Genomic DNA, 22,625 nt, shown 5'->3' with positions numbered 1-22,625 from the left:
CCCACGGCGTTCTGTGGGAGTAGGGCGGGTGGGTGGGGATTGCCCCGCGGCGCAGCTGCCGCGCAGGGGAGCAAAGGCGAGGACGAGGTACGCCCGAGGACCCCCACCGGGGCGCAGCCGCACGCGCTCGCGAGGGGACGTGGGGGTATGTGCGAACGGAGCACCGAGCACACTCTGGCGCCTTTGGACTTGAGGCGCGGCGCAGGGATGGCGAGTACGCACATACCCCCGCGGCCCCGCCCCACAGACGAAGCAAAGGCGAACCCCCCACAAGGCGAACGACGCCACAACCCGCCCGCCCCACAGACGGGCAGAAGGCGCAAACCCGCACAAGGCACCCCCGCCAAAACCCGCCCACGCCCCATCGACGGGCATGAGGCGCAGCCCGCGCGCAGCGAGCAGAGGGCGATGTCAGTGCCGGGTGCGATGGTGGGGGTGTGGGTGAGAGGTGGGTTGTTCGTGTTGTCGAGGGAGGAGCCGCGGAGCTCGTCCGGCTCGGGGACGACGGCCTGCCCGCAGGGGCCGAGATCCGCGAGCCCGACCTCGCCGAAGCCGTCCGCAAGCGCCCCGACGTGGACCGCTGGGTCTGGCGGTCCACCGCCGCCGTCTATCCCCGCCTCCTCGCAGCCGGCCTCCGCGTCCCCCGCTGCTACGACATCGAGGCCGCCGAGCTCCTCCTCCTAGGCCACGAGGGCCGCCTCGGCGAGCCCCGCTCCGCCGCCGCGGCCCTCGCCCGCATCCGCAACACCCCCGTGCCCCCCGACCCCCCGCCCCGCGCCGCCGAGCCCGGCACCCAGGACTCCCTCTTCGAGCCCCGCCCCGGCGGCATCGACCTGTCCCTCGCCGAGCTCGTGGAGGTGCACGCCGAGCAGCAGCGAAGACACGACGCGACCGCCCACCCCGGCCGCATGCGCCTGCTCACCGCGTCCGAGTCCGCCGGCATGCTCGTGGCCGCCGAGATGAACGACGCGGGCCTGCCCTGGCGTGCCGACGTCCACCGCGCGCTCCTGACCGAACTGCTCGGCGAGCGGTACGCGGGGCGCGGCGAGCCCCGCCGTCTCACCGAGCTCGCCGACGAGGTGTCCACCGCGTTCGGCCGCCGCGTCCGCCCGGATCTGGCCGCGGACGTCGTCAAGGCCTTCGCGCAGGCGGGCATCAGGGTGAAGTCGACGCGGCGCTGGGAGCTCGAGGGGATCGACCACCCCGCAGTGAAGCCCCTCATCGAGTACAAGAAGCTGTACCGGATCTGGACCGCCCACGGCTGGAGCTGGCTCCAGGACTGGGTGCACGACGGCCGTTTCCGTCCGGAGTACACCCCGGGCGGCTCGGTCAGCGGCCGCTGGACGACCAACGGCGGCGGCGCGCTGCAGATCCCGAAGGTGATCCGCAGGGCCGTCGTCGCCGACCCCGGCTGGCGGCTCGTCGTCGCCGACGCCGACCAGATGGAGCCGAGGGTCCTCGCCGCGATCTCGCGCGACCCGGGCCTGATGGAGGTGGCGGGCAGCGAGGAGGACCTGTACACCCGCCTCTCGGACCGCGCGTTCTCCGGCGACCGCGAGCACGCGAAGATCGCCCTGCTCGGCGCGGTGTACGGACAGACGTCGGGCGACGGCCTGAAGAACCTGGCGGCGCTGCGCCGCCGCTTCCCGCTGGCCGTCGCGTACGTCGACGACGCGGCGAAGGCGGGCGAGGAGGGCCGGCTCGTACGGACGTGGCTGGGACGGACGAGTCCGCCCGCGGCGGGCGCCGGGGAGGACGACGAGGCGGGCATCCCCCAAGAGGACCCGACGGGCCGAACGGGCCGGACGGGCTCCGTGGCCGTCCCGGCCGGCGGTGACGGGGGCCCGCCCTCCGAGGGCGAGTTCACTCCGGGCTACGCCTCGTCCGACGCCCGCGCCCGCGGCCGCTTCACCCGCAACTTCGTGGTGCAGGGCAGCGCGGCGGACTGGGCGCTGCTGATGCTGGCCGCCCTGCGGCGGTCGATCGCGGAGGGCGGCCTGCGGGCCCGGCTCGTGTTCTTCCAGCACGACGAGGTCATCGTGCACTGCCCTGCCGAGGAGGCGGAAACGGTGGTTCGCGCGGTGCGCGAGGCGGGGGATCTCGCGGGCCGGATCGCGTTCGGGGAGACGCCGGTCCGATTCCCGTTCACCACGGCTGTGGTGGAGTGCTACGCGGACGCGAAGTAGGAAGAAGACGGAAGAAGACGGAAGTAGGACGAAGAGGCGGGAGAGGGGGGGTGGCGCTACGCCGCCGCCAGCAGCTCCCGCAGCTCGTCCGACACCTTGCTGTCCGTGCCGTCCAGCGCGCGCAGCGCGGCCCTCCACTGGTCGTACGCCTCTTCGTCGCGCCCCGCCGCCCGGAGGAGGAGCCCGCGCTGGTGTCGGGCGAGGCCCGTCATGTGGGTGTCGCCGCGTTGTTCGGCGCGGTCGAGGAGGGCGGCGCACTCACGCGTCGCCTCCGCGGAACGGGAGAGTCCGCGCAGGGCGCGGACCAGTCCGAGGCGGGCCTGGGAGGCTCCGTGCCAGTCCTCGTACTCGCCGTGCAGACGCAGGCTCTCCTCGAAGTGGCCGAGGGCGGCGGCCGGTTCGCCGAGGGTGAGGTGGGCGTAGCCGATGTTGCAGTGGGCGGACTGGCGGACGACGGCGTGCCCGATGGTCTCGCCGATCGCGAGGCTGCGTTCGTGGTGGGCGATGGCGGCGCGGGCGTCGGTGTGCTCGTAGAGGTTGCCGAGGTGGCTGAGGGTGATCGCCTCGCTGAGCGGGTCCGCGAGGTCCTGCGCGAGGTCGAGGCTCTGGTGGAGCGCCTCGGCGGATTCGGCGTGGCGGCCGAGACCTTCGAGGAGGAGGCCGCGGTTGTTGAGGCCGCGCCGTACGCAGGACACGATGCCGAGTGCCCGCCAGAGGGCGAGGGCCTCGTCGTTCAGGGCGAGGGCCTCCCGGCTCCGGCCTGACATGAAGTGCAGCCCCGCGAGATCGGTGAGGGCCTGGGCCTCGGCGGCGGCGTCGCCCTGCCGGCGGGCGCCGTCCAGGGCGAGGGCGCCGAGCACCGCCAACTCGGTGAGGCGGCCACGGCGTTGGAGGTACGGGAAGAGACAGCGGACCAGGACGGGAAGCAGGCCGAGGGGGTCGCTGTGCCTCTCGGCGAGGGCGAGCACATTGGCGAGCTCGGCGTCTCCCCAGGCGAAGGCGTCCTCTGCGGACATGGGGGCGGGTTCCGGGGGCGTGCCCGTCGCCGGGGGCGTGCTCGCCTCCACCGCGGGCGGGCTCGTTCCCGCCGCGGGTGGGGTGGGGACGTCCATAGGCTGGGCCGGGCCTCCCACGGGCTCCCCCGTTGACGGGGGTACTCCCGCGTCGGCGCGCTCGGCGCGTACGAGGCGGGGCCCGACGCCGCGTAGGCGGTCGGAGCGGTCCAGGCCATCGGGGAGGATCGCCAGCAGGGTGCGGCGGGCGGACTCCGCGTACCAACGGAAGGCCTCCTCGACGACGCCGGCACACGCGGCGGCTCCGCCCTGGCCCCCGGTGGCCGTCTCCCGGGCGAAGTCGCGTACGAGATCGTGCGGGGCGTACCGGCCGTAGGACGTCTCTTCGAGGAGCGCGACGTCGACGAGGCGGTCGAGGGCAGCGCCTGCGCGCAGTTCGTCGGTGCCCAACAGGCGGGCCAGGAGCGGCACTCCGTACGTCGGCAGGTCGAGCGCGCCGATCCGGGTGAGGGCGCGGGCGGCGACGCGGTCGGCCTCGCGGTCCGAGGTGCGCAGGGCGTCGAGGGCGACGGCGAGGGAGCGGCGCACGCTCAGGTCGTCGTACTCCAGGTGGTGCAGGCGGCCGCCGCTGACAGTGAGGAGTTCGGCGAGGGCGTCGGGGGTGAGGGCGCGGCGGGCAGCCAGGCGGGCGGCGACGATGCGCAGGGCGAGGGGGAGGCGGCCCGCGAGTTCGATCAGCGGGTGCCCGGCGTCGAGCCCCGCGCGGCCGGAGACGGCGCACAGCAGTGCGGCGCTGTCCCTGTCGGAGAGGGGCGCAAGCGGGAAGCGGGCAGCGCCGTCGAGGGCCGTCAGCGGCGAGCGGCTGGTGACGATCACCGCGCAGCCGGAGCCGGCGGGCAGCAGCGGCCGCACCTGCGCCGCCGTCGCCGCGTCGTCCAGGACCATCAGCGTGCGGGTGGGCGCGAGCAGAGACCGCAGCAACGCGCTCGCCGCATCCGGCGATTCACGGCGCGCGCCGACGGCATCCGGCACCGCGCAACCCAACCCTGCCGCCGCACCCTGCGTACCCTGCGTACCCGGCACATCCGCCGCACCCTGCGCACCCGGCGCCTCACGGCTCACGCTTGTGCCACCCGGCGATGCGCAGCCCACACTCGCGGCATCCGGCGACGGCCGGTCCTCGGGGCTGCCGACGTCCTCTCCGCACACGCGGCTGCCGGAAGCCTGTGGGGGTTCGGCGCCGAGGTCGCGGAGGAGGGCGGCGAGGGCCTGGCACGGGGTGAGTGGGGTCATGCCGGGTGTCGCGCCGCGCAGGTTGACGTAGAGCTGACCGTCCGGGAACTCCTCCCGCAGCGCGTGCGCCACATGCACGGCGAGCGCGCTCTTGCCGACCCCGGCCATGCCGGAGACGACGGCGACGCGCGACCCTCCGGCCAGGGCGAGCCGGAGCGAGCGGACGGTGCCGTCCCGGCCGGTGAAGTGAGCCGGTGCGGGCGGCAGTTGCGCGGGACTGGCCGCCCCGGCTCGTCCCGCCCCACCCGCGCATTCCGGCCGGGACGCTTCCGCAGGAACGGGCGGCGGCACGTCTGCGGACTCCCCCGCACCCAGATCCACCGGCTCCCCGCCCAGATCCGCCGGCTCCCCGCCCGGGGCCGCCCCCAGCACCTCCCGGTGCGCCTCACGTACCGCCGTGCCCGGTTCCACGCCGAGTTCCTCGATGAGTCTGCGGCGCAGTTCGCGGTGGACGGCGAGAGCCTCGGCCTGGCGGCCCGTGCGGTGCAGGACGAGCATCAGCTGGCGGTGGAAGGCCTCGCGGAGCGGATGCTCCGCGACCAGTGCGGCGAGTTCGGGGGCGAGCGCCGCCAGGCCGCCGGTGCCGAGTTCCAGTTCGGCGTCGTACCGCCATTCAAGGGCGAGGAGACGTGCCTCTTCGAGGCGCGGTACGAGGGGGTGGCCGTCCAGCGAGTCCGGGAGGCCGCTCAACGGCGTGCCGCGCCACAGCGAGAGCGCGTCCGTCGCGCGGGCGACGGTCCGCGCCCAGTCCCCCGCCGCGTGCGCGGCCCGCGCCTGCGCCACCAGGTGTTCGAAGACCCGGACGTCCAACTCGCCCTCACCGACGCGGAGCCGGTATCCGGGCGGCACCGCGCGCAGCCGCCGCGGATCGTCGAGGAGGCGCCGCAGCCGCGTCACGTGGTTCTGCAGGGACGCCTGTGCCGAGGCTGGCGGAAAGTCGCCCCACAGGGCGTCCTTGAGGGCGCCGAGGGAGACGACCCGGTCGGGTTCGAGCAGGAGCGCGGCCAGCAGGGCGCGACCCTTCGCACTGCGTACGGGGTGCGGCTCGCCCTCGTCGTCGTACACGGCAGGTGCCCCGAGCAGACCGAACCGCAGCCCGCATCGCTCACTCACACCGTTCCCCCGTGCCGTACTCGTATCGCCATGTCCCGCTGTGCGCACCGGCTGCGGGTACCGGCTGCGTGTCTGTTCCGGAGCCGATCCGGAGCTGATCCGGAGCTGATCCGGAGCTGATCCGATGTGCTCAGAGAGCCGTCGGGCCACATGTTAGCGATCTGTTGGCGTGGCCTGATCTGATCACTGCATCGGATCTGGCCCGCCGGTACTCGCGCACAGCGCGTAGCTCGGGGGAGTGTCGCCGCCGCGGCCGGATCCGGGGGCAGAGAAAGCCCCGGTCGGCGGAGGTGACCGACCGGGGCTTTCGCCCTGCCGCCCCCTCCCCCACGTCCTCCCCCTCCGGAAGTCGCTACTCTCCCGGCGGCCGCTGCTCCGCCGGCAGCCGCACCGTGAACAGCGAGCCCTTCCCCGGCACGCTCTCCGCCGACACCGTCCCGTCGTGCGCCTCCACCAGCTTCCGCACGATCGACAGGCCGAGACCGCTGCCGCCCGTCGCGCGGGTCCGCGACTTGTCGGCGCGCCAGAACCGGTCGAAGACGTGCGGCAGATCGGCGGGCGCTATCCCGGTGCCCGTGTCGGCGACTTCGATGAGCACCGCGTCGGACGTCGTGCGGCAGCTGATGCGGACGCTGCCGCCCTCGGGGGTGTGGCGGACGGCGTTGGAGACGAGGTTGCCGACCGCCTGGCGCAGCCGCAGCGGGTCGGCCGTCACCCACGGGTCACCGAACGCGGTGGCCCTGAGCTTCACCCCGGCCGTGTCCGCGCGCGCCTGGTGCGCCGCCGCCACCTGGTCGGCGATCTCGGCGGCGCGCACCGGCTCGCGGTGCAGCCGGAGCGTGCCCGCGTCGGCGGCCGCCAGGTCCTGGAGGTCGTCGACGATGTGCTGGAGCAGCAGGGCCTCTTCGAGGAGCGAGGTGACCAGTTCGGGGTCGGTGTCGACGACGCCGTCCTCCGCCGCCTCCAGCCAGCCGCGGATGTTGGACAGCGGGGTGCGCAGTTCGTGCGCCACGTCGCTCACCATGGCCTTGCGCTGTTCCTCCAGGGCCTTGCGGTGGGCCGCCATGTCGTTGAACGCGGCGGCCAGTTGGCTGATCTCGCCCGCCGAGCGGGTGACCCGTTCGGGCACCGGCTCGCTCGGCTCGCCCGCCTTCATGCGCCGCGTCGCGGTGGTGAGCGCGCGCAGCGGCCGGGTGAGCCGGGTCGCGGCGAGGGCGGTGACGGCGACCGTGACGGCGAGGACGGCGGCGGCGAGTCCGGCCAGGCGGACGGTGTTGGCCCGGGAGAGGCTGAAGGCGGGGGTGCTGCGGGTGCCGTCGGAGCTGGTGATGAAGAGCAGCGCGGGCGAGGAGACGTACGGGCCGAGTTGCTCGCGGCGCGCGGTGTCGACGCAGGACCTGATGGCGGCGTCGGTCGGCTCACCCGCGGCCGGCTTGGCCGCGTCGGCCTGCCTCCGCGCGGCCTGCTCGTCCGTGGCCAGCCCGTCCGCCGCCGGCTCGCTCGCGGTCGGGTCCGGGTAGGCCGGGGTGAGGGCGGGGCCGAGGTGGGAGCCGGGGGCGGCCGAAGAGTCGATGGACGGGGTCTCGCGGGGCGCCACGGGCACCGACGTCGGGGCGGCGCCGATCGGCTTCGGTCCGGACCGCGCGGTCAGGTCGAGGCTGATCGGGACGGGGGCGAGCCCGCGCCGCTTCATGCAGGCGTCGGCGAGGGAGTTGAGCTTGTCGAGGGCCTTCTGTTCGTGTGCGGTGGGCACGTCGAGCAGGCTCATGCGGCAGCGTGAGTCCATGAACTCGCCGGAGTGGTAGTCGAGTCGTACGAAGGGCCGGCCGCCGGTCCCGAAGACGACTTCGGGGCTCATCCCTAGCTCCGTCAGGCAGGCCGCGCTCCGGGCGGCGGCCTCCTTGAGGGCTTTGCGCTCCTGCCCGGGGAGGCGGTAGGGGCCGACCGCGCGCGGGTCGATGCGGTCGACCGCCGTGTCTTCGTCCGCGCGGCCGGGCACCAGCGTCGCGTCCACGGAGAGGGGGTCGAGCACGGCGGAGGCGGTCGGGGGCAGGGCGGTGCGGCGGGGAGCCGAGTCCGCGATGACCTTGTGGTCCTGGGTGGTGAGGGCGATACGGCGGCCGGTGTTGCGGGACAGTTCGCGTACGGCCTTGTCGGCGCCCCGCCACTGGGGTGCGCTCGCGCCGACGCCGAGGAGCCTGTCGTAGATGCGGGCGTCGTCGGCGAGGACCTGCCCCTGCTCCTGCCGCAGCGCGCCGGAGGTGGTCTGCGCCGCGAGCCACGCGGTGGCGGCGATGGAACCGATGGAGACCAGGACGGAGACGGCGAGGAGGCGCGCCAGCAGGCTCTTACGAAGCGGAACATCACGCACGACGCTGCGCCGCCACACCGTCGACGCCCGGTCCGCCGGCGCCCACGCCGTCGACGCCCGGCTCATCGGCGACCACGCCGCCGGTGCCCGGCCTACCGGCGCCCACGCCGTCGGCGCCCGGCCCATCGGCGACCACCACGCCGGCACCCGGCTCGCCGGCGACTACCCCGCCGGTACACGGCCCACCGCCGCCCACGCCGTCGACGCGCGGCTCGCCGGCGCCCACGCCGTCGGCGCCCGGCTCATCCGCGACCACCCCGCCAGTACCCGGCCCACCCGCGCCCACCCCGTCGGCACCCGGCCCATCGGCGACCACCCCGCCAGTGCCCGGCCCGCCGATGCCCACGCCTCCGGCAACCACCCCACGGGCGACCGCCCCGCCGGAGCCCGAACCGCCCCCGGCCGGTCCCGCACCTGCTCCCAGCCCCAGTCCCGTTACCGCTCCCGCGCCCGCCCCGGCACCGGCACCGGCACCAGCACCGGTCCCCGCACCCGCACCCGCACCCGCACCCGCACCCCCACCCCCACCCCCACCCCCACCCGCCAGCTTGTATCCCACCCCGAAGACCGTCACCAGGCGATCGGGGCGGCGCGGGTCGGATTCGATTTTCTTGCGGAGGTTGAGGACGTGCACGTCGACCGTGCGGGCGGATATATAGCCGGACGAGCCGTGGATGCGGTCGAGGAGCTGGGGCCGGGTGAAGACCCGGTCCGGCTCCCCCGCGAGCGCCGAGAGCAGGTCGAACTCCCCCGGAGTGCAGTCCACGTGCCGCCCGTCGACCGTCACCTCGTGCCGCAGCGGGTCGACGACGAGGCCGCCGACGCGCAGGATCCGCCGGTCGGCGTCCGGCAGCGGCGGCTGGATGCCGCCCGCGCGGCGCAGCAGCGTCCGTACCCGGGCCATCAGCTCGCGCGGACTGTACGGCTTCGTGAGGTAGTCGTCGGCGCCCGTGTCGAGGCCCGCGAGCAGGTCGTCCTCCGTGGTGCGGGCGGTCAGCATCAGGATCGGCAGCCGCGCGAGCTCGGGCGGCCCGCTCCCGTCCCGCAGGAGACGGGTGACCTCCAGGCCGTCGGCGCCCGGCATCATCACGTCGAGGATCAGCAGGTCCGGCAGCCGGTGCCGCACCTCGGCGAGGGCGGCGGAACCGTCGTGGACGACGGCGACCGAGTGACCCTCGCGCTCCAGGTAGCGGCGGACCAGCTCGGCCTGTTTCTCGTCGTCCTCCGCGACCAGGACAAAAGCGCACATGGCGTTGAGGATAGGCATGCCCCGGCCGGTTCAGGCCGGCCAAACGGGATCAGGACGGCGGCCTGACAGGATCCTCATAAGTGACCGCCAGACTGGTGCGGCCACGGAAGCGCCCCTCTCGGGACACCCTCGGCACACCCCTCGGGACACCCATGGGCGTGCCTCCGCCCCTCTCGGGGCACCCATGGGCCCGCCCCTGCCCCATCCGCCCCCGTAATTCATTGCACCGCCCGATCCCCCCGCCTAGCCTCCCCGCATGGCAACCGCACAGCTCAACGGGATCACCATCGGCTACGACGACACCCACGGCGAGACGGGAACCCCGAACCCCCCGAACACCCGCCCCCACCCCCTCGTACTCGTCCACGGTCACCCCTTCGACCGCTCCATGTGGACCCCGCAGCGCACCGAACTCGCCGCGACCCACCGCGTGATCACCCCGGACCTCCGCGGCTACGGCGAGTCCACCGTCGTCCCCGGCACCACCGGCTTCGCCACCTTCGCCGAGGACATCGCCGCCCTCATGGACCACCTGGGCATACGGGAGTTCGCACTCGGCGGGCTCTCCATGGGCGGTCAGATCGTGATGGAGTGCTACCGCCTCTTCCCGGAGCGCATCACCGGGCTCCTCCTCGCGGACACCTTCCCCGCCGCCGAGACCCCGGACGGCAAGGTCGCCCGCAACTCCTCCGCCGACCGTCTCCTCGCCGAGGGAATGAAGGGGTACGCGGACGAGGTAAGGGACAAGATGGTGGCCCCGTACAACACGGAGGCATCCGCGTACGTCCACCGCATGATGCTCGACGCCCCGCCCGAGGGTGCGGCCGCCGCCCTGCGCGGCCGGGCCGAACGCCCCGACTACCGCGACCTGTTGACCCGCGTCGACGTCCCGTCCCTCGTCGTCGTGGGCCGCGACGACGCGTTCACGCCGGTCTCCGACGCCGAGGCGATGCACGCCGCGCTGCCCGACTCGGCCCTGCACGTCATCGAGTCGGCGGCCCACATGCCGAACCTGGAACGCCCCGACGAGTTCAACGCGGCCGTCCGCGCGTGGCTGGCCCGCATCTCCTGAGGATCCGCCAGGCCCGCACGCCCGCACGTCCGCCCGCCCGTACATCCATCCATCCAGAGCGAGCAACTCTTGGCCCGAAGAGGGGAGTTTTCACCACCGACGTCCGCCCCACCCCCGTCCCATAATGAACCCGCGGACGGCCGCCGCGACAGAAAACCGCAGTTCACGGCGCTAGGGGGAAGTCATGACCACACCACCACGCACGCCCACGGGGAGCAGTCCCGGTGGCGCCTTCACACGCTCCCTTCTCCTCTGGGGCCTGTCCCTGAAGGCGTTCTGGATCTCCCTGTGGGTGGCCCACGTACAGCTTCTCGGCGGTGGTCCGGCCGGCGCCCGGCTGCTTCCGGCCGCCATGCGGAGCGTACGAAGGCTCGCGGACCGGCAGCGCGGGCTGGCCGAGGAGTGGTCGGGCCGGGACTTCCCCGCGCCGTACCGGGACCTGCCGGAGAAGAACCAGGGGCTGGCCCTCCGCGCCCAACTCGCGGGCAAGGAAGGGCAGGTGTGGCGTGACCGGCGCTGGGTCGGTCTCGATGCGTGCGTCGGCGGCCTGATCGCCTTCGGCCCGCTCGCCCTGGTGCTCAGCGGGGTGTGGGGCCTGGTCACGGCGGTGTTCGGGGTGCGGCTCTCCGAGGAGTGGGACAGCATCTGGTACCTGTTCGTGCCGGTGCAGGACTGGCCGACGGCCGTCTTCGCGGGGGTGCTCGGCGCCCTGCAGTTCCCCCTCGCCTTCTTCTGGGCCGCACCCCGCGCCGTCCGGCTGCACGAGCGCTTCCTGCGCGCCGTGCTCGGCCCGAGCGAGAGCGCGCTGCGCGCGGAGATGGCCGAGATGGCGCACCGCATCGACCACCTCACCACCACCCGTACCGCCGCCGTCGACACGCAGATGGCGGAGATCCGCCGCATCGAGCGCGACCTGCACGACGGCGCGCAGGCCCGCCTGGTGGCGATGGGCATGACGCTCGACACCGCCGAACACCTCCTGGAGTCCAACCCGGAGGCCGTGCGCGCCCTGCTCGTCGAGGCCCGCGAGAACTCCACCAAGGCCCTCCAGGAACTGCGCGACCTGGTCCGCGGCATCCATCCGCCCGTCCTCGCGGACCGCGGACTCGTGGACGCCGTACGGTCCTTGGCGATGATCAGCCCCCTCACCACCGAGGTCGTCGCCGAGCTGCCGGGCCGCCCCGAGCCGCCGGTGGAGTCGGCCGCCTACTTCGCGGTCTCGGAGATCATGGCGAACGCCGCGAAGCACTCCGGGGCGGAACGGGCCTGGATCGACGTCCGCCACGAGAGCGCGACCGCCCCGGACGGCGGCGAGGACACGGGCGGCAGCAGCGGCCGCGGCACCCTCCGCATCACCGTCACCGACGACGGCCACGGCGGCGCCGACGCGTCCCGCGGCTCCGGGCTGCGCGGCATCGAACAGCGCCTGGCGACCTTCGACGGCGTCCTCGCCGTGAGCAGCCCGCCCGGCGGACCGACCATGGTGACGCTGGAGGTGCCGTGCGCGTTGTCCTCGCCGAAGACCACTTCCTGCTGAGGGACGGCCTCAGCAGGCTCCTCACCGCCTTCGGGCACGACGTCGTGGCGGCCGTCGACAACGGCCCCGACCTCCTCGCCTCGCTCATCGGGTCGCGGCCGGACGTCGCCGTCGTCGACGTCCGGCTCCCGCCCGGCTTCAGCGACGAGGGCCTGCGCGCCGCCGTGACGGCCCGCGAGCGGGTGCCGGGTCTGCCGGTCCTGCTGCTCTCCCAGTACGTGGAGCCGCTGTACGCGCAGGAGTTGCTGGCCACCGGCTCCGAGGGGGTCGGATACGTACTGAAGGACCGGGTCTCCAACGGCGCCGCGTTCATCGCCACGATCGAGCGCGTCGCCGCGGGCGGCACCGCGATGGACCCGCAGGTGGTCTCCCAGCTCCTGGGCCGCAAGGCCCGCGACACCGCGCTGTCGACGCTCACCGCACGCGAGCGGGAGGTCCTGGAGTGCCTGGCGCAGGGGCGGTCCAACGCGGGGATCGCCGAGGCCCTGTTCATCTCCGAGAAGGCCGTCGCCAAGCACATCGGCAACATCTTCCCGAAGCTGGGCCTGCCTCCCTCGGACACCGACAACCGCCGCGTCCTCGCGGTACTCACCTATCTGGACCTGGACCCGAACCACCTGGACCACCTGGACCGCCTGGACCCGAACCGCTGACACCGGCCAAGGCGCGCGCCGCCCGAGCCGACGCACCTACCAGGTCGGCCGCGCCCCCACCCCGCCGTCCACCACCAGGTCCGTCCCCGTGATCCAGGACGCCGCGTCCGAGGCCAGGAAGACGCAGGCGCTGCCGACGTCCTCGGGCCGCCCGAGCCGCCCGAGCGGCGCCGCCCTGCCCCACCGCGCCACGCCGTCGGGCCAGTCGTCGGCGAGCCCCGGCCGGTCGATGAGGCCGGGCGAGACGCTGTTGACGCGGATGCCGCGCGGCCCGTATTCCAGGGCCGCCGAGCGGGCGAACATGATCAGGGCCGCCTTGGACGCGCTGTAGTGCGCGTGACCGGGGGCCGGGTTCGACCCCTCGATGGACGCGATATGCGTCACCGTGCCGCCACCGTCCTGTCCGGCCATGACCTCGGCGGCCGCCTGCGTGCAGCAGAACGCGCTCGTCACGTTCGCCTCGGACAGCTGCCGCCACTCGTCGGCCGTCATGCCCGCCAGTTCCCGCACCGGCTGGATTCCGGCGCTGTTGACCAGCGCGTCCAGGCGCCCGCGCCAGGCGTGCGCCTCCGCGACGAGCCGGTGGCACTCCTCCTCCCGCGTGAGGTCCGCCGGTACGGCGACGGCGTCACCGCCCGCCGCCACGATCCGCCGGACCAGTTCCTCGGCGCGCTCCCCGCCGCGCCGGTAGTGGACCACGACCGCGGCCCCCGCCTGCGCGAACCGGAGGGCGACCCCGGCGCCGATGCCCCCGCTCGCCCCCGTCACCAGGGCGACGCGCCCGGCCAGCCCGGGCAGGCTCTCGTCACGCATCACCGCGTCACCCGCCGAAGTCCCCTCACGCATCCCCGCCGTCCTCTCCCCGCATCCGCAGCGGCTCCCCGGGCCGGCACAGCTCCCGGATGAGTCCGGCGCGCCCCGGATAACGGGCACTCAGCTCCTCGGCGTCCCCGCCCTCGTAATCCTCGGGTACGAACCCGGGTGCCATCGTCGTCCCGAAGAGCGCCCACCCGTGGCGGCCGCCGGCCCTGACGCGCGCCCCCATCCACGTCCCGGCGGGGACCACCAGCTGTACCTCGCCCCCGGTGCCCAGCACGGCCGTCCGGTCCGTGCCGTCGGGCGCGAGGAGGAGGAGTTCCAGCGCGTCACCCTCGTAGAAGTGCCAGACCTCGTCGATGGGCAGGCGGTGCAGCGCGGAGAAGTCACCTGCGGCCGTGGTCAGCAGCGCGACGATCGCCGAACCCGCGGGGCGGCCGTCCGCGTCGGGCGGCCCCGCCCAGATCCGCCGGAACAGTCCGCCCTCGACCGGCAGCGGGCGCAGCCCGTGCCGTTCGGCCACTTCGTCAGCAGTCTCGCCAGTCTCGACCATGGTCGATCGCTCCCCGGCCCGGACGTGTCATAACCGCGGAGTACGTCACTCCGGTCGCCTCACGACCCATCTCACGGCTCACCTCGCGACTCGCTCGCCTCACGGGCCGAGCGAGCGCCAGATGCGGTCCGGCAGGACGCGGGCGGCGTCGTCGAGGTCGACGTCGTCGATGCCGGAGAGCCACCGACGCGCGGTCGCCACGACGGGCCCCATGACCAGTGCCTCGACCATGGGCACGGAGAGCGGGGCGAGTTCACCCGACGCGACGTGCAGGCGCACCCAGTCGGTGAGCGGCGACAGCCTCGCCTCCTGCGCGTCGCGGAGCTGTCTGGCCTGCGCCATCCCGAGCCGGTCGGCGTAGGAGGAGTGCAGGAGCCGGGCCGCGTCCGGATGCTCCTGGATGAAGGTCAGATAGGTCCGCACGAGGGCCCGGACGCCGCCGCGGGCGGTACGGGAACGCTCCACGGCCGTGGTCAGTTCGCCGAGCAGCCGGCCGAGCCAGCGCAGCAGGAGGGCGTTCATGAGGCCGTCGACGCTGCCGAAGTGGTGGTAGAGGCTGCCGAGGCTGACCCCGCTGGCCTTGTTGAGCGCGCTGACGGTGACGCCCTGTTCGCCGGACTCCGCGTACACCTGCAGGGCCGCGGTCAGGAGGCGGTCGGCGGTTTCCGCGCCGCGTTGTTGCTTGGGACTCATCGTGCCGACCAGCGTAAAGCCCCACGAAGTGGAACATGATTCCAGAACGCGATTCTAGAAAGATCTTCCACTCCGGCCGATGGATGGGCCAGACTGTGCGGCGGGTCCGGCCGCGGGGAGGCCGGTGAACGGGGAGAGTGTGAACGGGGCAGGCGGAACAGGCGGCACAGGCGGCACGGGCGGGACAGGCGGCACGGGCGGGACCGGCGGGGCGCAAGGGGGCGACGGGTTCGATCTGACGGGCAGCGGCGCCGAACCGCTGCGCGCGCAGGACCCGCGACGGATCGGGACGATCCCGCTGGTGGGCCGGCTGGGGGCCGGCGGCATGGGCCGGGTGTACCTCGGTGTCGTCGACGGGCGGTTCGCCGCCGTCAAGCAGATGCTGGCGTCCGTCGTCGCCGAGGACCGGGGGTTCCTGCGCCGCTTCGGCCAGGAGATGGACAATCTCGGGCGGCTGCCCGCCGACGCCACCGCGCCCCTCCTCGCCAGCGACCGCACCGCCGAACCGCCCTGGTTCGCCACGGCGTACGTCCCCGGCATCACCCTGTCCGAGGCCATCGAGCAGCACGGCGGTTCCCTGCCGGGCGACGCGCTGTGGCTGCTGCTGCGGGAGGTCGCGGCGGGGCTGACGGCGGTCCACGGCCTCGACATGGTGCACCGGGACCTCAAGCCGTCGAACGTCATGCTGACCCTCGACGGTGTCACCCTCATCGACTTCGGCATCGCCCGTGCCGCCGAGCAGAGCCAGCTGACGCAGACGGGGCTCGTCGTCGGCACGCCCGCGTACATGTCTCCCGAACAGGCCTCGGGAAAGCGCCGGTTGACGAGCGCGTCCGACATCTTCGCGCTCGGACTCCTCGTCGGGTACGCGGCGAGCGGCCGCTGGCCGTTCACCGACGCGGGCGAGGGCAGCCCGCTCTACCGCATCGTGCACGACGAGCCCGACCTCGCGCCGCTGCGCGCGCTCGACGCGGAGCTGGCGGAGCACGTCGCGGCCTGCCTGGACAAGGACCCGGAGGGCCGCCCGACCGCCCCCGAACTGGTGGAACTCGCCGAGCGGCGCGGCCCGTCGGACTCGGCCTCCCCCGTCTGGCCCGGCCCCGTCCTCGAGCTGCTGACCGAGCGGGCCGCTTTCGCCGCGCGAGTACCGGCGACCCCGCCCGAGCCGCCGGCCCCGGAGCCGGTCCCCACACCCACCGCGGCCCCCGCGCCCGTCCCGGTACCCGTATCGGACACCACCCCCGACGCCGCGGCCGACGCCCGCACCCGGACGCCGCGGCGCGAACGGCGTCGTACGCGCATCGTGATGGCCGCCGTCCCCGTCGTGGTGGTCGCCGCGGGGACCACCCTCGCCCTGCAGAACCTGCCGTACGTCACCGGGCCGGACCGCGCGTCGGGCTCGACGCCGTCCGCCCCTGTCACGGCACCCGCCGAACCGGGGCAGCCGTCCGACGACGCGTCGAAGCCCGCGGCGAAGAAGCCGAAGGGCGAGCCGTCCCGGGAGCGGGACGTGGCCGACAGCGGGTCCGCGGGCTCCGGGGGCAAGAACGGATCCGACGGCAAGGGCGGTGACACGTCCGGCTCGCGGGACGCCGGGGACAGGAAAAGGGATAGGGACACGGACAGCGGCTCGTCCGGCTCGGACTCGTCGAACGGCAGCTCGTCGGGCTCCGGCTCCGGTTCCGGCTCCTCCGGTTCGGACTCGGCCGGCACAGGCTCCGGAGGCTCGCCCTCGTCCCCTTCCTCGGGTTCCTCTGGTTCCTCCGGCCCCTTCCGGCTGAAGAACGCCGACAACGACGCGTGCCTCACCCAGGTCTACGGCGCGGCCGACGACGGCAGCTGCGGCGACCCGAGCGCCTCCTGGAAGACCGTGAGCGCGGAGAACAACAGCTTCAAGGTGGTCAACAAGCAGTCCGGGTCCTGCCTGGTCGCGAACATGCTCGGCCAGGCCGTCTTCGTCGGCGACTGCACGCAGGGCAGCGCGCGCCTCTGGCGCTGGGGCTCGGGCGGCACCCTGAAGAGCACCAGCAACGGCGGCTGCCTCGACCTGGCGTACGGGGGCGGCGTGGCCGCGTCGACGTGCCAGTCCGGCAAGGCGTCACAGCGCTGGGCGAGGTGACCCGCAGACGGGGAAAGCCAGGTCACGGGTCACGTGACCTGGCTTTCCACGGTGCTGGGCCCTCCGGAGACCCCAGACCCGGGGGGGGGACGAGACCTACTGCGTCGGCGTCGCGTCGTACCCGAAACGGGCCGCCGTCGCGACCAGGCCCGGGTGGGCGAAGCGTTCGGCCAGGTCGCCCTCGCCGATCCACTCGCGCCACTCGCCCACCTGCCCGCGCCGCATGATGCGGGCGTTCTTCGTGGTGTCGTCCTCACCGGCGGACGCCGCGTCCTCGCGGGCACGCATCGCCTTGAAGGAGCTGCGCTCGGCCGCCTGCTCGACGACCTCCGGCGGCACCGCGAGCCCCAGCGCCGCGAGCATCGCGGTGATGGCGCCCACGGGGTGCGACTTGAGGTCCTCGAACCGCACGACCGCGAACTTGGAGAACTCCGGCGCCGCCTCCAGCCAGCTCCGGTAGAAGCGGGCCCAGCCGGGGATCGAGGGCTCTCCGTCCCCGAGCCTGACGCGGTCCAGGAAGTCCGGGTACGTCAGCTTCCCGATCATGTCCGCGGCGTCCGGGATCCAGGAGCCGCCGAAGGAGGAGAACCACTTGTACGACGAGTAGATGGTGTCGCGCGGGTCGCGCACCACCAGGATCGCGCTGTTCACCGCGGACTCGGCGAACACCTCGGGGTAGAAGTGGGTCTTGATGAACCTCTTGGGCACGGCCCCGCTCGCCGCCCTGTCCAGCGCGGCCTGGCTCTTCTCGGAGGTGGCCGCGAGGCGCTGCCGGTAGTAGTCGAGACGGCTCTCCACCGACTGGGCCGCGCCGTCCGCCTCGTCGGGCGACTCGACGTACGGGTCGAGGTAGTCGAAGCCCAGCTCGAACACGATGTTGGCCACGAGCGCCTGGCCGGACCCGGGGTCGCCGGCCACGACGATGTCGTTCTCGCCCAGCAGGCGCGCGCTGCGGCGGGCCAGTTCGTCGGGACGCAGTTCCCGGACGGAGTCCTCGGTCATGTCAGAAATCCTGTCTGTCGGCTCAGGGCGGGTCAGCGGCCCTGTCTCTCGGCTTACTTCTTGGCGCGCGCCGCGACCGCCCTGGTCAGGTAGGTGACCTCGAGCTTCTCCGCGTCCGCGAGGCGCTCGCGGATGTAGTCGAGGAACTGCTCGAACTTGGCGTCGCCGAGCTGGACCCGCACGTCGTTCACGGACTGCCACAGGCCGATGTAGTGGTCGATGGTCTGCTCGACGGAGTGCCGGCCCTCCAGCACGACGACGTCGTCGAAGCGCGGGCTGGCGTTGAACTTGTCCGACAGCTCCTTGATCATCTGCGGGTGCGCCGAGGTGATCCGCTTGCGCTCGCCCATCAGGCGCTTGAGCTCGTTCTCGATGTCCACGAGCACCGGGTTGACCTCGATCAGCCGCGGGTTGTAGAGCGCGACGAACCAGCCGCCCGGCCGCAGGACCCGGCAGAACTCGGCGGTGCCCACCTCGAAGTCCACCCAGTGGAACGAGGACGCCATGCTGATGAGGTCGGCCGACTCGTCCGGGAGCCCGGTCTCCTCGCCCTTGCCGGCGCGCCAGGTGATCGAGTAGCCCTCCGAGTCGGAGATGCCCTCGGCGCGCATGTTGTCGTTCGGCTCGACGGCGGTGACCGAGCGGAATCCGCCGTCCGCGACGATGCGGGTCCACAGGCCCGTGCCGGCGCCGACGTCGACGGCGTCGAGCTCGGCGGCCGGCCGGCCCACCAGGCCGATCAGCGCGTCCCGCACCGAGGTCGCGTAACCCTCACGGTACTTCGAGTAGTCCTTCGCCAGGTCGGTGAAATCTCCGTGCTTGAGCTTGGTCGACGTCGTCATGCGAGGCACAGCTCCTTAATATCTACGTGAAAACTAGAACGCCCGGAAAAGGCGAGGTTCCCGGGACTTACGGGTTTACGGGGCCTACGGGGTTTACGGGGTTTATGAAATACGCGCTCATGAAATAGGCGCGGGTCACGCCACCGCCGACGAAGGCACACGCTCCTCGTGCGCGAGTCGAATCATGGTGGCCGCGGCCTTCGGGTCGACGTCGCCGTAGTTGGTGACGACCAGGTCGGGGTGGGTGGGGAACTCGGCGGACTGCCCGATGCCGACCACGTCCTTGGCGTCGTTCCCGCTGTAGACGCCCTTGCTGTCCCGCCGCTTGAGTTCTTCGACGGGCACGTCGAGCAGCACCTCGAAGTAGTCGGGCTGGTTCTCGCGATTGTGCCGCTGCACCTCGTGGAACAGCGAGATGGTCGCGACCACGACGAGATGCCCCTGTTCGGCGAGGAGCTGGGAAAGCCGCGCATAGGTCATGGATGTCTTTATGCGGCTTTCCCGGTCGAAACCGTGGGTCATCATGCCCAGGGCGGTCCGCACCTCGTTGCCGTCGAGGAGGATCGGCTGCTTGCCGCGCTGGACCAGCTGACGGACCAGCTCACGGGCGACCGTCGTCTTGCCGGCCTCGGCAAGCCCGGTCACCCAGATGACCGCGCCGCCGGAATCGGCGCCTCCAATTCCTGTGGTTCCCATGGATGACTCCCCTCAGTGGACGTACGGTGGCCCGCTCGCCGCGGATGAACTCTTCACAGCCCGACCGCGCTGCTGTAAAGTTCCTCAGAAAATTTTGGCACGCGCATTCGGCATGCATTACTCAGAAAATTCCGAGTATCCCCGTGAAAAAGGCCGCTGACTGACCGTTGAATGGCCGCTCTTTCCTTACTTTCCGAGCGACCCCGTCAGTATTGTCCCGGCGTTTACCGGGCGTCCAATATCTGTTCGTACTGAAGCCTAGATCGGTCAGTTATGGAGATACGCCAACTCGAGTACTTCGTCGCTGTCGTGGAGGACGGCAACTTCACCAGGGCCGCGGCCCGGGTCCATGTGACCCAGCCGGGAGTGAGCGCGCAGATCCGCCGCCTCGAACGGGAACTCGGGTACGAACTGCTCGACCGGTCCGGGCGCACGGTCCGCCCCACCGCCGTGGGCGAGGCCCTGCTCCCCTACGCCAAGGCCGCGCTGGCGGCGGTACGCAACGCCAGACTCGCCGTCGACCAGGTGGCCGGGCTGCTGCGGGGCCGGGTGAGCGTGGGCATGGTGACGGTGGTGGCGTCGCTGGACGTGCCCGGCATGCTCGCGGAGTTCCAGGCGAGCCATCCGACGGTGGAGATCGCGCTGCGCCAGGGCAGCACCGACGACCTCGTCGACGCGCTCAAGGACGGCGAACTCGACATGGCCTTCCTCGGCATGGGCGTCGAACCCCCGGCCTTCCTGCGGACCGAGGTCGTCCTCGCCGACCCGCTCGTCGCGGTGCTCCGCGCGGACGACGAGCACGCGGACCGGGACTCCGTGCTGCTCAAGGAACTGGCGTCCCGGCAGCTGATCTCGCTGCCCGGCGACAGCGGCACCCGCCGGCAGCTCGACATCTCCCTGGCCACGGCCGGGATCGACGCGCCCATCGCCTTCTCGGCCAGCGACCCCCAGGTCCTGGTGGACATGGCGGCCCGCGGCTTCGGTGTGGCGATCCTGCCGCGCGGGGCGGTCCGGTCAGCCGGTGACGACCTCCGCCTTGTCCCGTTCCGCGACCCGGACATGCACGGGCGGCTGTATCTGGCGTGGCCGGACGACCGGACGATCGACCCGGCGGCGCAGGCGGTCATCCAGCATGCGCTCGACCGCATCCAGGAGCGGGACGGCTCGGTCTGACGAGCGTCCCGCTCCGTCCGGTCTCACTTCACCGGCTGCGGCTCACCGGCTTCGACCCCGGTCTCCTGCGGCGGCGGCTTGGCGGCCAGGAAGTCCTTGGCCCGGATCAGGAAGAAGGAGAACACCGCTCCGACCAGGGCCAGGACACCGGTGATGATCAGCAGGTCGTTCAGCGCCTCGGCGTAGCCGGAGTGGAGGGCGGTGGCCACCTGGTCCCGCAGCGGCGCCGGCACCTTCTCGGCGAGGCCGGACACGTCCCCGTGTTCGACGGCCGCGGCGATGCCCGGGGCACTGCCCGCGAGTTCGGGGATGCCCGACAGGTTCCGCATGACGTCGTCGTGCAGCGACGCCGTGAAGATGGAGCCGAGCACCGGGATGCTGGCGGCCATGCCGACCTGGCGGAACGTGATGTTGATGCCCGAGGCCGTGCCCGACCGGTCCGGCGTGACGACGCCGACGGCGGTCGACGCGAGCGGCGGATTGACGACGCCGCTGCCGATACCGGCGATGACGAAGCCCGGGATGAGGTGCGTCCAGCTGCTCGACGCGTCGTTGCCCGACATGAGGAGCAGGCCGGCGCCGACGAGGAAGAGCCCGGGGCCGATGAGCCACTTCACCGGCACCTTCGCACTCAGCCGGCCCGCGATGGTCGACGCGACCAGGGCGCACACGCTGATCACGAGCAGCCGCACGCTGGACTCCAGGACGGAGTAGCCGAGCCCGTTCTGCAGGTAGAGCACCAGGTAGAGGAGCATCGCGAACAGCGAGCCGTTCATGGTGAACGCGGCGATCGAGCCACCGACGAACGTCGGCGTACGGAACAGCGAAAGGTCGAACAGCGGCTGCTCGGAGCGGAGTTCCACGATCAGGAAGGCGACGAGCAGGACGGCCGCCGCGCCGAGCCACAGCACGACGTCGGTGTTGCCCCACTCGGTCTCGCCGGCCCGGATCAGACCGTAGATCAGCGCGACCAGGCCGCTGGTGAAGAGGACGAAGCCCGGCCAGTCGAGCCGCAGCTTGCGCCGCATCGGCGACTCGTCGACCTGCCACAGCGTCACCGCGATGGCGAGGAGACCGATGGGCACGTTGACGAGGAAGATGCCGCGCCAGCTGATGTTGCTGGCGATCAACCCGCCGAAGACAGGCCCGAGTCCGGTGGCGATGCCCGTCACCGCGCCCCAGATGCCGAACGCGACGCCCCGCTCCTTCCCGGTGAAGTTCCGGGCGAGCAGCGCAAGCGACGTGGCGTACATGACGGAGCCGCCGATGCCCTGCGCGGCGCGCGACAGTATCAGCATGAGAGGTGTGGAGGAGATGCCGCAGAACAGCGAGCTGACGGTGAAGACACCGAGCCCCACCAGGAACAGCTTGCGGTAGCCGAAGCGGTCCGCCAGCGAGCCGCCGACCAGCAGCATCGCGGCGAGCGTCAACGAGTAGGCGTCGACCACCCATTGCGCGTCGGCGAAGCTGGTGTCGAGTCCGCTCTGGATCTGCGGCAGCACGACGGTGACGATGGTGGCGTCCAGCAGGATCATGAAGGTCGACGCGGAGACGACCACCAACGTCCACCATCGCTTGGCCATGACTGTTCTCCCCCACACTTCTTATGGCGTATACGCGTCGGCCGGGCCGACTGCCGGCCGTCGCCGACTGCTTACTTGGGCTGGATGAACTCGGGCTGGTCGAGGATCCGCAGCCACGAGCCGTCGGGCTGGCGGCGCACCACCTGGGCGCGGGCGCCCGTGCCGTCCTTCGGCGGGGTGGACGTGAGCGCGATGTCACCGTTGATCAGAGTCGGAAGGGGCTCCTCCGGCTCGAACTTGGGGTTCCGCGTCATCGCCATCTCCCACAGCTTGCGGATGGCCTCGCGCCCCTGGGTGATCTGCCCGGGCGGGAAGGCGACGACCGCGTCCTCCGCGTAGAGCTCCGCGACGCCGGCCGCGTCGCCCTTGTTGGCGCGCTCGACGAACAGACGCGTGATGTCTTCCGGCTTGTAGGCCTTCTCATATTCGGACACAGGGGGGCCTCTCGTTCAGAGCTGATTTCCAGCACCGACAAGCTTGGCCGCGCGGAACTGGCGCGTCCAACTCCCCTTACTTCTGGCAGCCAGAAGCAATGGATCTGGTTCGCGGCCGCGCGACCGGCGGGCGGCCCGCGAGCGACCGGTGAGCGACCGACGAGTGACCGGGCGACTGAGGAATTCCTCAGTCGCCACCCCCGCGCCCGCGCCGAGTGAGTCGTACG

16 protein-coding genes and 1 pseudogene are annotated in these 22,625 nt (G+C 72.6%); 6 read left to right on the top strand and 11 right to left on the bottom strand.

The features are described from left to right. Positions 1 to 437: 437 nt before the first annotated feature. Complete coding sequence (locus ACZ7LU_RS25220) at positions 438 to 2,186, top strand: bifunctional 3'-5' exonuclease/DNA polymerase (RefSeq protein WP_471918086.1); 1,749 nt, start codon at positions 438 to 440, stop codon at positions 2,184 to 2,186. 56 nt (positions 2,187 to 2,242) lie between these two features. Here the strand turns inward: ACZ7LU_RS25220 and ACZ7LU_RS25215 are convergent, their stop codons facing one another. The 3 genes and pseudogenes from ACZ7LU_RS25215 to ACZ7LU_RS25205 all read right to left on the bottom strand — a co-directional run. Beyond that, complete coding sequence (locus ACZ7LU_RS25215; protein WP_471918085.1) at positions 2,243 to 5,605, bottom strand: AfsR/SARP family transcriptional regulator; 3,363 nt, start codon at positions 5,603 to 5,605, stop codon at positions 2,243 to 2,245. A gap of 352 nt (positions 5,606 to 5,957) precedes the next feature. Beyond that, positions 5,958 to 7,976 (bottom strand): ATP-binding protein, encoded by a 2,019-nt coding sequence (locus tag ACZ7LU_RS25210; protein WP_471918084.1) that lies wholly within the window; start codon positions 7,974 to 7,976, stop codon positions 5,958 to 5,960. A 544-nt stretch (positions 7,977 to 8,520) separates the two neighbouring features. Next, positions 8,521 to 9,225: pseudogene (locus ACZ7LU_RS25205) on the bottom strand (response regulator transcription factor); the annotation flags it as partial. 256 nt (positions 9,226 to 9,481) lie between these two features. Here ACZ7LU_RS25205 and ACZ7LU_RS25200 point away from each other — a divergent pair. The 3 genes from ACZ7LU_RS25200 to ACZ7LU_RS25190 all read left to right on the top strand — a co-directional run bounded on the left by ACZ7LU_RS25200 (position 9,482) and on the right by ACZ7LU_RS25190 (position 12,487). Beyond that, on the top strand, positions 9,482 to 10,297 hold the full coding sequence (locus tag ACZ7LU_RS25200; RefSeq protein ID WP_471918083.1) for an alpha/beta fold hydrolase: 816 nt from the start codon (positions 9,482 to 9,484) through the stop codon (positions 10,295 to 10,297). A 184-nt stretch (positions 10,298 to 10,481) separates the two neighbouring features. Further along, entirely contained in the window at positions 10,482 to 11,834 is a 1,353-nt protein-coding gene (locus ACZ7LU_RS25195) for a sensor histidine kinase (protein WP_471918082.1), read from the top strand. After that, the gene (locus ACZ7LU_RS25190) at positions 11,798 to 12,487 is read left to right on the top strand and encodes a LuxR C-terminal-related transcriptional regulator (RefSeq protein ID WP_471918081.1); all 690 of its coding nucleotides are present in this window, start codon (positions 11,798 to 11,800) and stop codon (positions 12,485 to 12,487) included. The genes ACZ7LU_RS25195 and ACZ7LU_RS25190 overlap by 37 nt, the downstream gene beginning before the upstream one ends. A 36-nt stretch (positions 12,488 to 12,523) precedes the next feature. Here the strand turns inward: ACZ7LU_RS25190 and ACZ7LU_RS25185 are convergent, their stop codons facing one another. The 3 genes from ACZ7LU_RS25185 to ACZ7LU_RS25175 form a co-directional block, all read right to left on the bottom strand. Then, the gene (locus ACZ7LU_RS25185) at positions 12,524 to 13,333 is read right to left on the bottom strand and encodes an SDR family NAD(P)-dependent oxidoreductase (protein ID WP_471918080.1); all 810 of its coding nucleotides are present in this window, start codon (positions 13,331 to 13,333) and stop codon (positions 12,524 to 12,526) included. Beyond that, positions 13,326 to 13,856 carry a cupin domain-containing protein gene (locus ACZ7LU_RS25180; protein ID WP_468090877.1) on the bottom strand — a complete coding sequence of 177 codons (531 nt, stop codon included), beginning with the start codon at positions 13,854 to 13,856 and terminating at the stop codon, positions 13,326 to 13,328. The genes ACZ7LU_RS25185 and ACZ7LU_RS25180 overlap by 8 nt, the downstream gene beginning before the upstream one ends. A gap of 99 nt (positions 13,857 to 13,955) precedes the next feature. Further along, positions 13,956 to 14,549 carry a TetR/AcrR family transcriptional regulator gene (locus tag ACZ7LU_RS25175; RefSeq protein WP_398302395.1) on the bottom strand — a complete coding sequence of 198 codons (594 nt, stop codon included), beginning with the start codon at positions 14,547 to 14,549 and terminating at the stop codon, positions 13,956 to 13,958. Positions 14,550 to 14,688: 139 nt separating this feature from the next. On the opposite strand from ACZ7LU_RS25175, the gene ACZ7LU_RS25170 reads away from it, so the two are divergent. Further along, entirely contained in the window at positions 14,689 to 16,668 is a 1,980-nt protein-coding gene (locus tag ACZ7LU_RS25170) for a serine/threonine-protein kinase (RefSeq protein WP_471918079.1), read from the top strand. A 96-nt stretch (positions 16,669 to 16,764) separates the two neighbouring features. On the opposite strand, the gene ACZ7LU_RS25165 is transcribed toward ACZ7LU_RS25170, so the two are convergent. The 3 genes from ACZ7LU_RS25165 to ACZ7LU_RS25155 form a co-directional block, all read right to left on the bottom strand. After that, positions 16,765 to 17,670, bottom strand: a complete 906-nt coding sequence (locus ACZ7LU_RS25165) for a sulfotransferase domain-containing protein (protein ID WP_398302391.1) — start codon at positions 17,668 to 17,670, stop codon at positions 16,765 to 16,767. A 53-nt stretch (positions 17,671 to 17,723) separates the two neighbouring features. Then, entirely contained in the window at positions 17,724 to 18,512 is a 789-nt protein-coding gene (locus tag ACZ7LU_RS25160; RefSeq protein WP_398302389.1) for a class I SAM-dependent methyltransferase, read from the bottom strand. Between the two features lie 135 nt (positions 18,513 to 18,647). Next, entirely contained in the window at positions 18,648 to 19,208 is a 561-nt protein-coding gene (locus ACZ7LU_RS25155) for an adenylyl-sulfate kinase (protein WP_398302387.1), read from the bottom strand. 273 nt (positions 19,209 to 19,481) lie between these two features. Here ACZ7LU_RS25155 and ACZ7LU_RS25150 point away from each other — a divergent pair, with 273 nt between their 5' ends. After that, positions 19,482 to 20,381, top strand: coding sequence for a LysR family transcriptional regulator (locus ACZ7LU_RS25150; RefSeq protein ID WP_471918078.1), 900 nt, complete (start codon positions 19,482 to 19,484; stop codon positions 20,379 to 20,381). A 23-nt stretch (positions 20,382 to 20,404) separates the two neighbouring features. On the opposite strand, the gene ACZ7LU_RS25145 is transcribed toward ACZ7LU_RS25150, so the two are convergent. Together ACZ7LU_RS25145 and ACZ7LU_RS25140 are read right to left on the bottom strand one after the other, a co-directional pair. Further along, a complete protein-coding gene (locus ACZ7LU_RS25145; protein ID WP_471918077.1) occupies positions 20,405 to 21,964 on the bottom strand; it encodes an MFS transporter in 1,560 nt (519 codons plus the stop codon). A 71-nt stretch (positions 21,965 to 22,035) separates the two neighbouring features. Next, on the bottom strand, positions 22,036 to 22,398 hold the full coding sequence (locus ACZ7LU_RS25140; protein ID WP_398302381.1) for a YybH family protein: 363 nt from the start codon (positions 22,396 to 22,398) through the stop codon (positions 22,036 to 22,038). Positions 22,399 to 22,625: the final 227 nt, after the last annotated feature.

The sequence above is a fragment of the Streptomyces sp. NPDC039462 genome (assembly GCF_055639375.1).
Note: the sequence above shows the minus strand (reverse complement) of the source record. Positions and strands in the feature narration are given on the sequence as shown.

Bases quoted from the DNA above. Each gene is read 5' to 3' on its own strand.
- ACZ7LU_RS25200 (WP_471918083.1), top strand. From the start codon at position 9,482: ATGGCAACCGCACAGCTCAACGGGATCACCATCGGCTACGACGACACC.
- ACZ7LU_RS25195 (WP_471918082.1), top strand. From the start codon at position 10,482: ATGACCACACCACCACGCACGCCCACGGGGAGCAGTCCCGGTGGCGCC.
- ACZ7LU_RS25185 (WP_471918080.1), bottom strand. From the start codon at position 13,333: ATGCGTGAGGGGACTTCGGCGGGTGACGCGGTGATGCGTGACGAGAGC.
- ACZ7LU_RS25180 (WP_468090877.1), bottom strand. From the start codon at position 13,856: ATGGTCGAGACTGGCGAGACTGCTGACGAAGTGGCCGAACGGCACGGG.
- ACZ7LU_RS25175 (WP_398302395.1), bottom strand. From the start codon at position 14,549: ATGAGTCCCAAGCAACAACGCGGCGCGGAAACCGCCGACCGCCTCCTG.
- ACZ7LU_RS25165 (WP_398302391.1), bottom strand. From the start codon at position 17,670: ATGACCGAGGACTCCGTCCGGGAACTGCGTCCCGACGAACTGGCCCGC.
- ACZ7LU_RS25160 (WP_398302389.1), bottom strand. From the start codon at position 18,512: ATGACGACGTCGACCAAGCTCAAGCACGGAGATTTCACCGACCTGGCG.
- ACZ7LU_RS25155 (WP_398302387.1), bottom strand. From the start codon at position 19,208: ATGGGAACCACAGGAATTGGAGGCGCCGATTCCGGCGGCGCGGTCATC.
- ACZ7LU_RS25150 (WP_471918078.1), top strand. From the start codon at position 19,482: ATGGAGATACGCCAACTCGAGTACTTCGTCGCTGTCGTGGAGGACGGC.
- ACZ7LU_RS25145 (WP_471918077.1), bottom strand. From the start codon at position 21,964: ATGGCCAAGCGATGGTGGACGTTGGTGGTCGTCTCCGCGTCGACCTTC.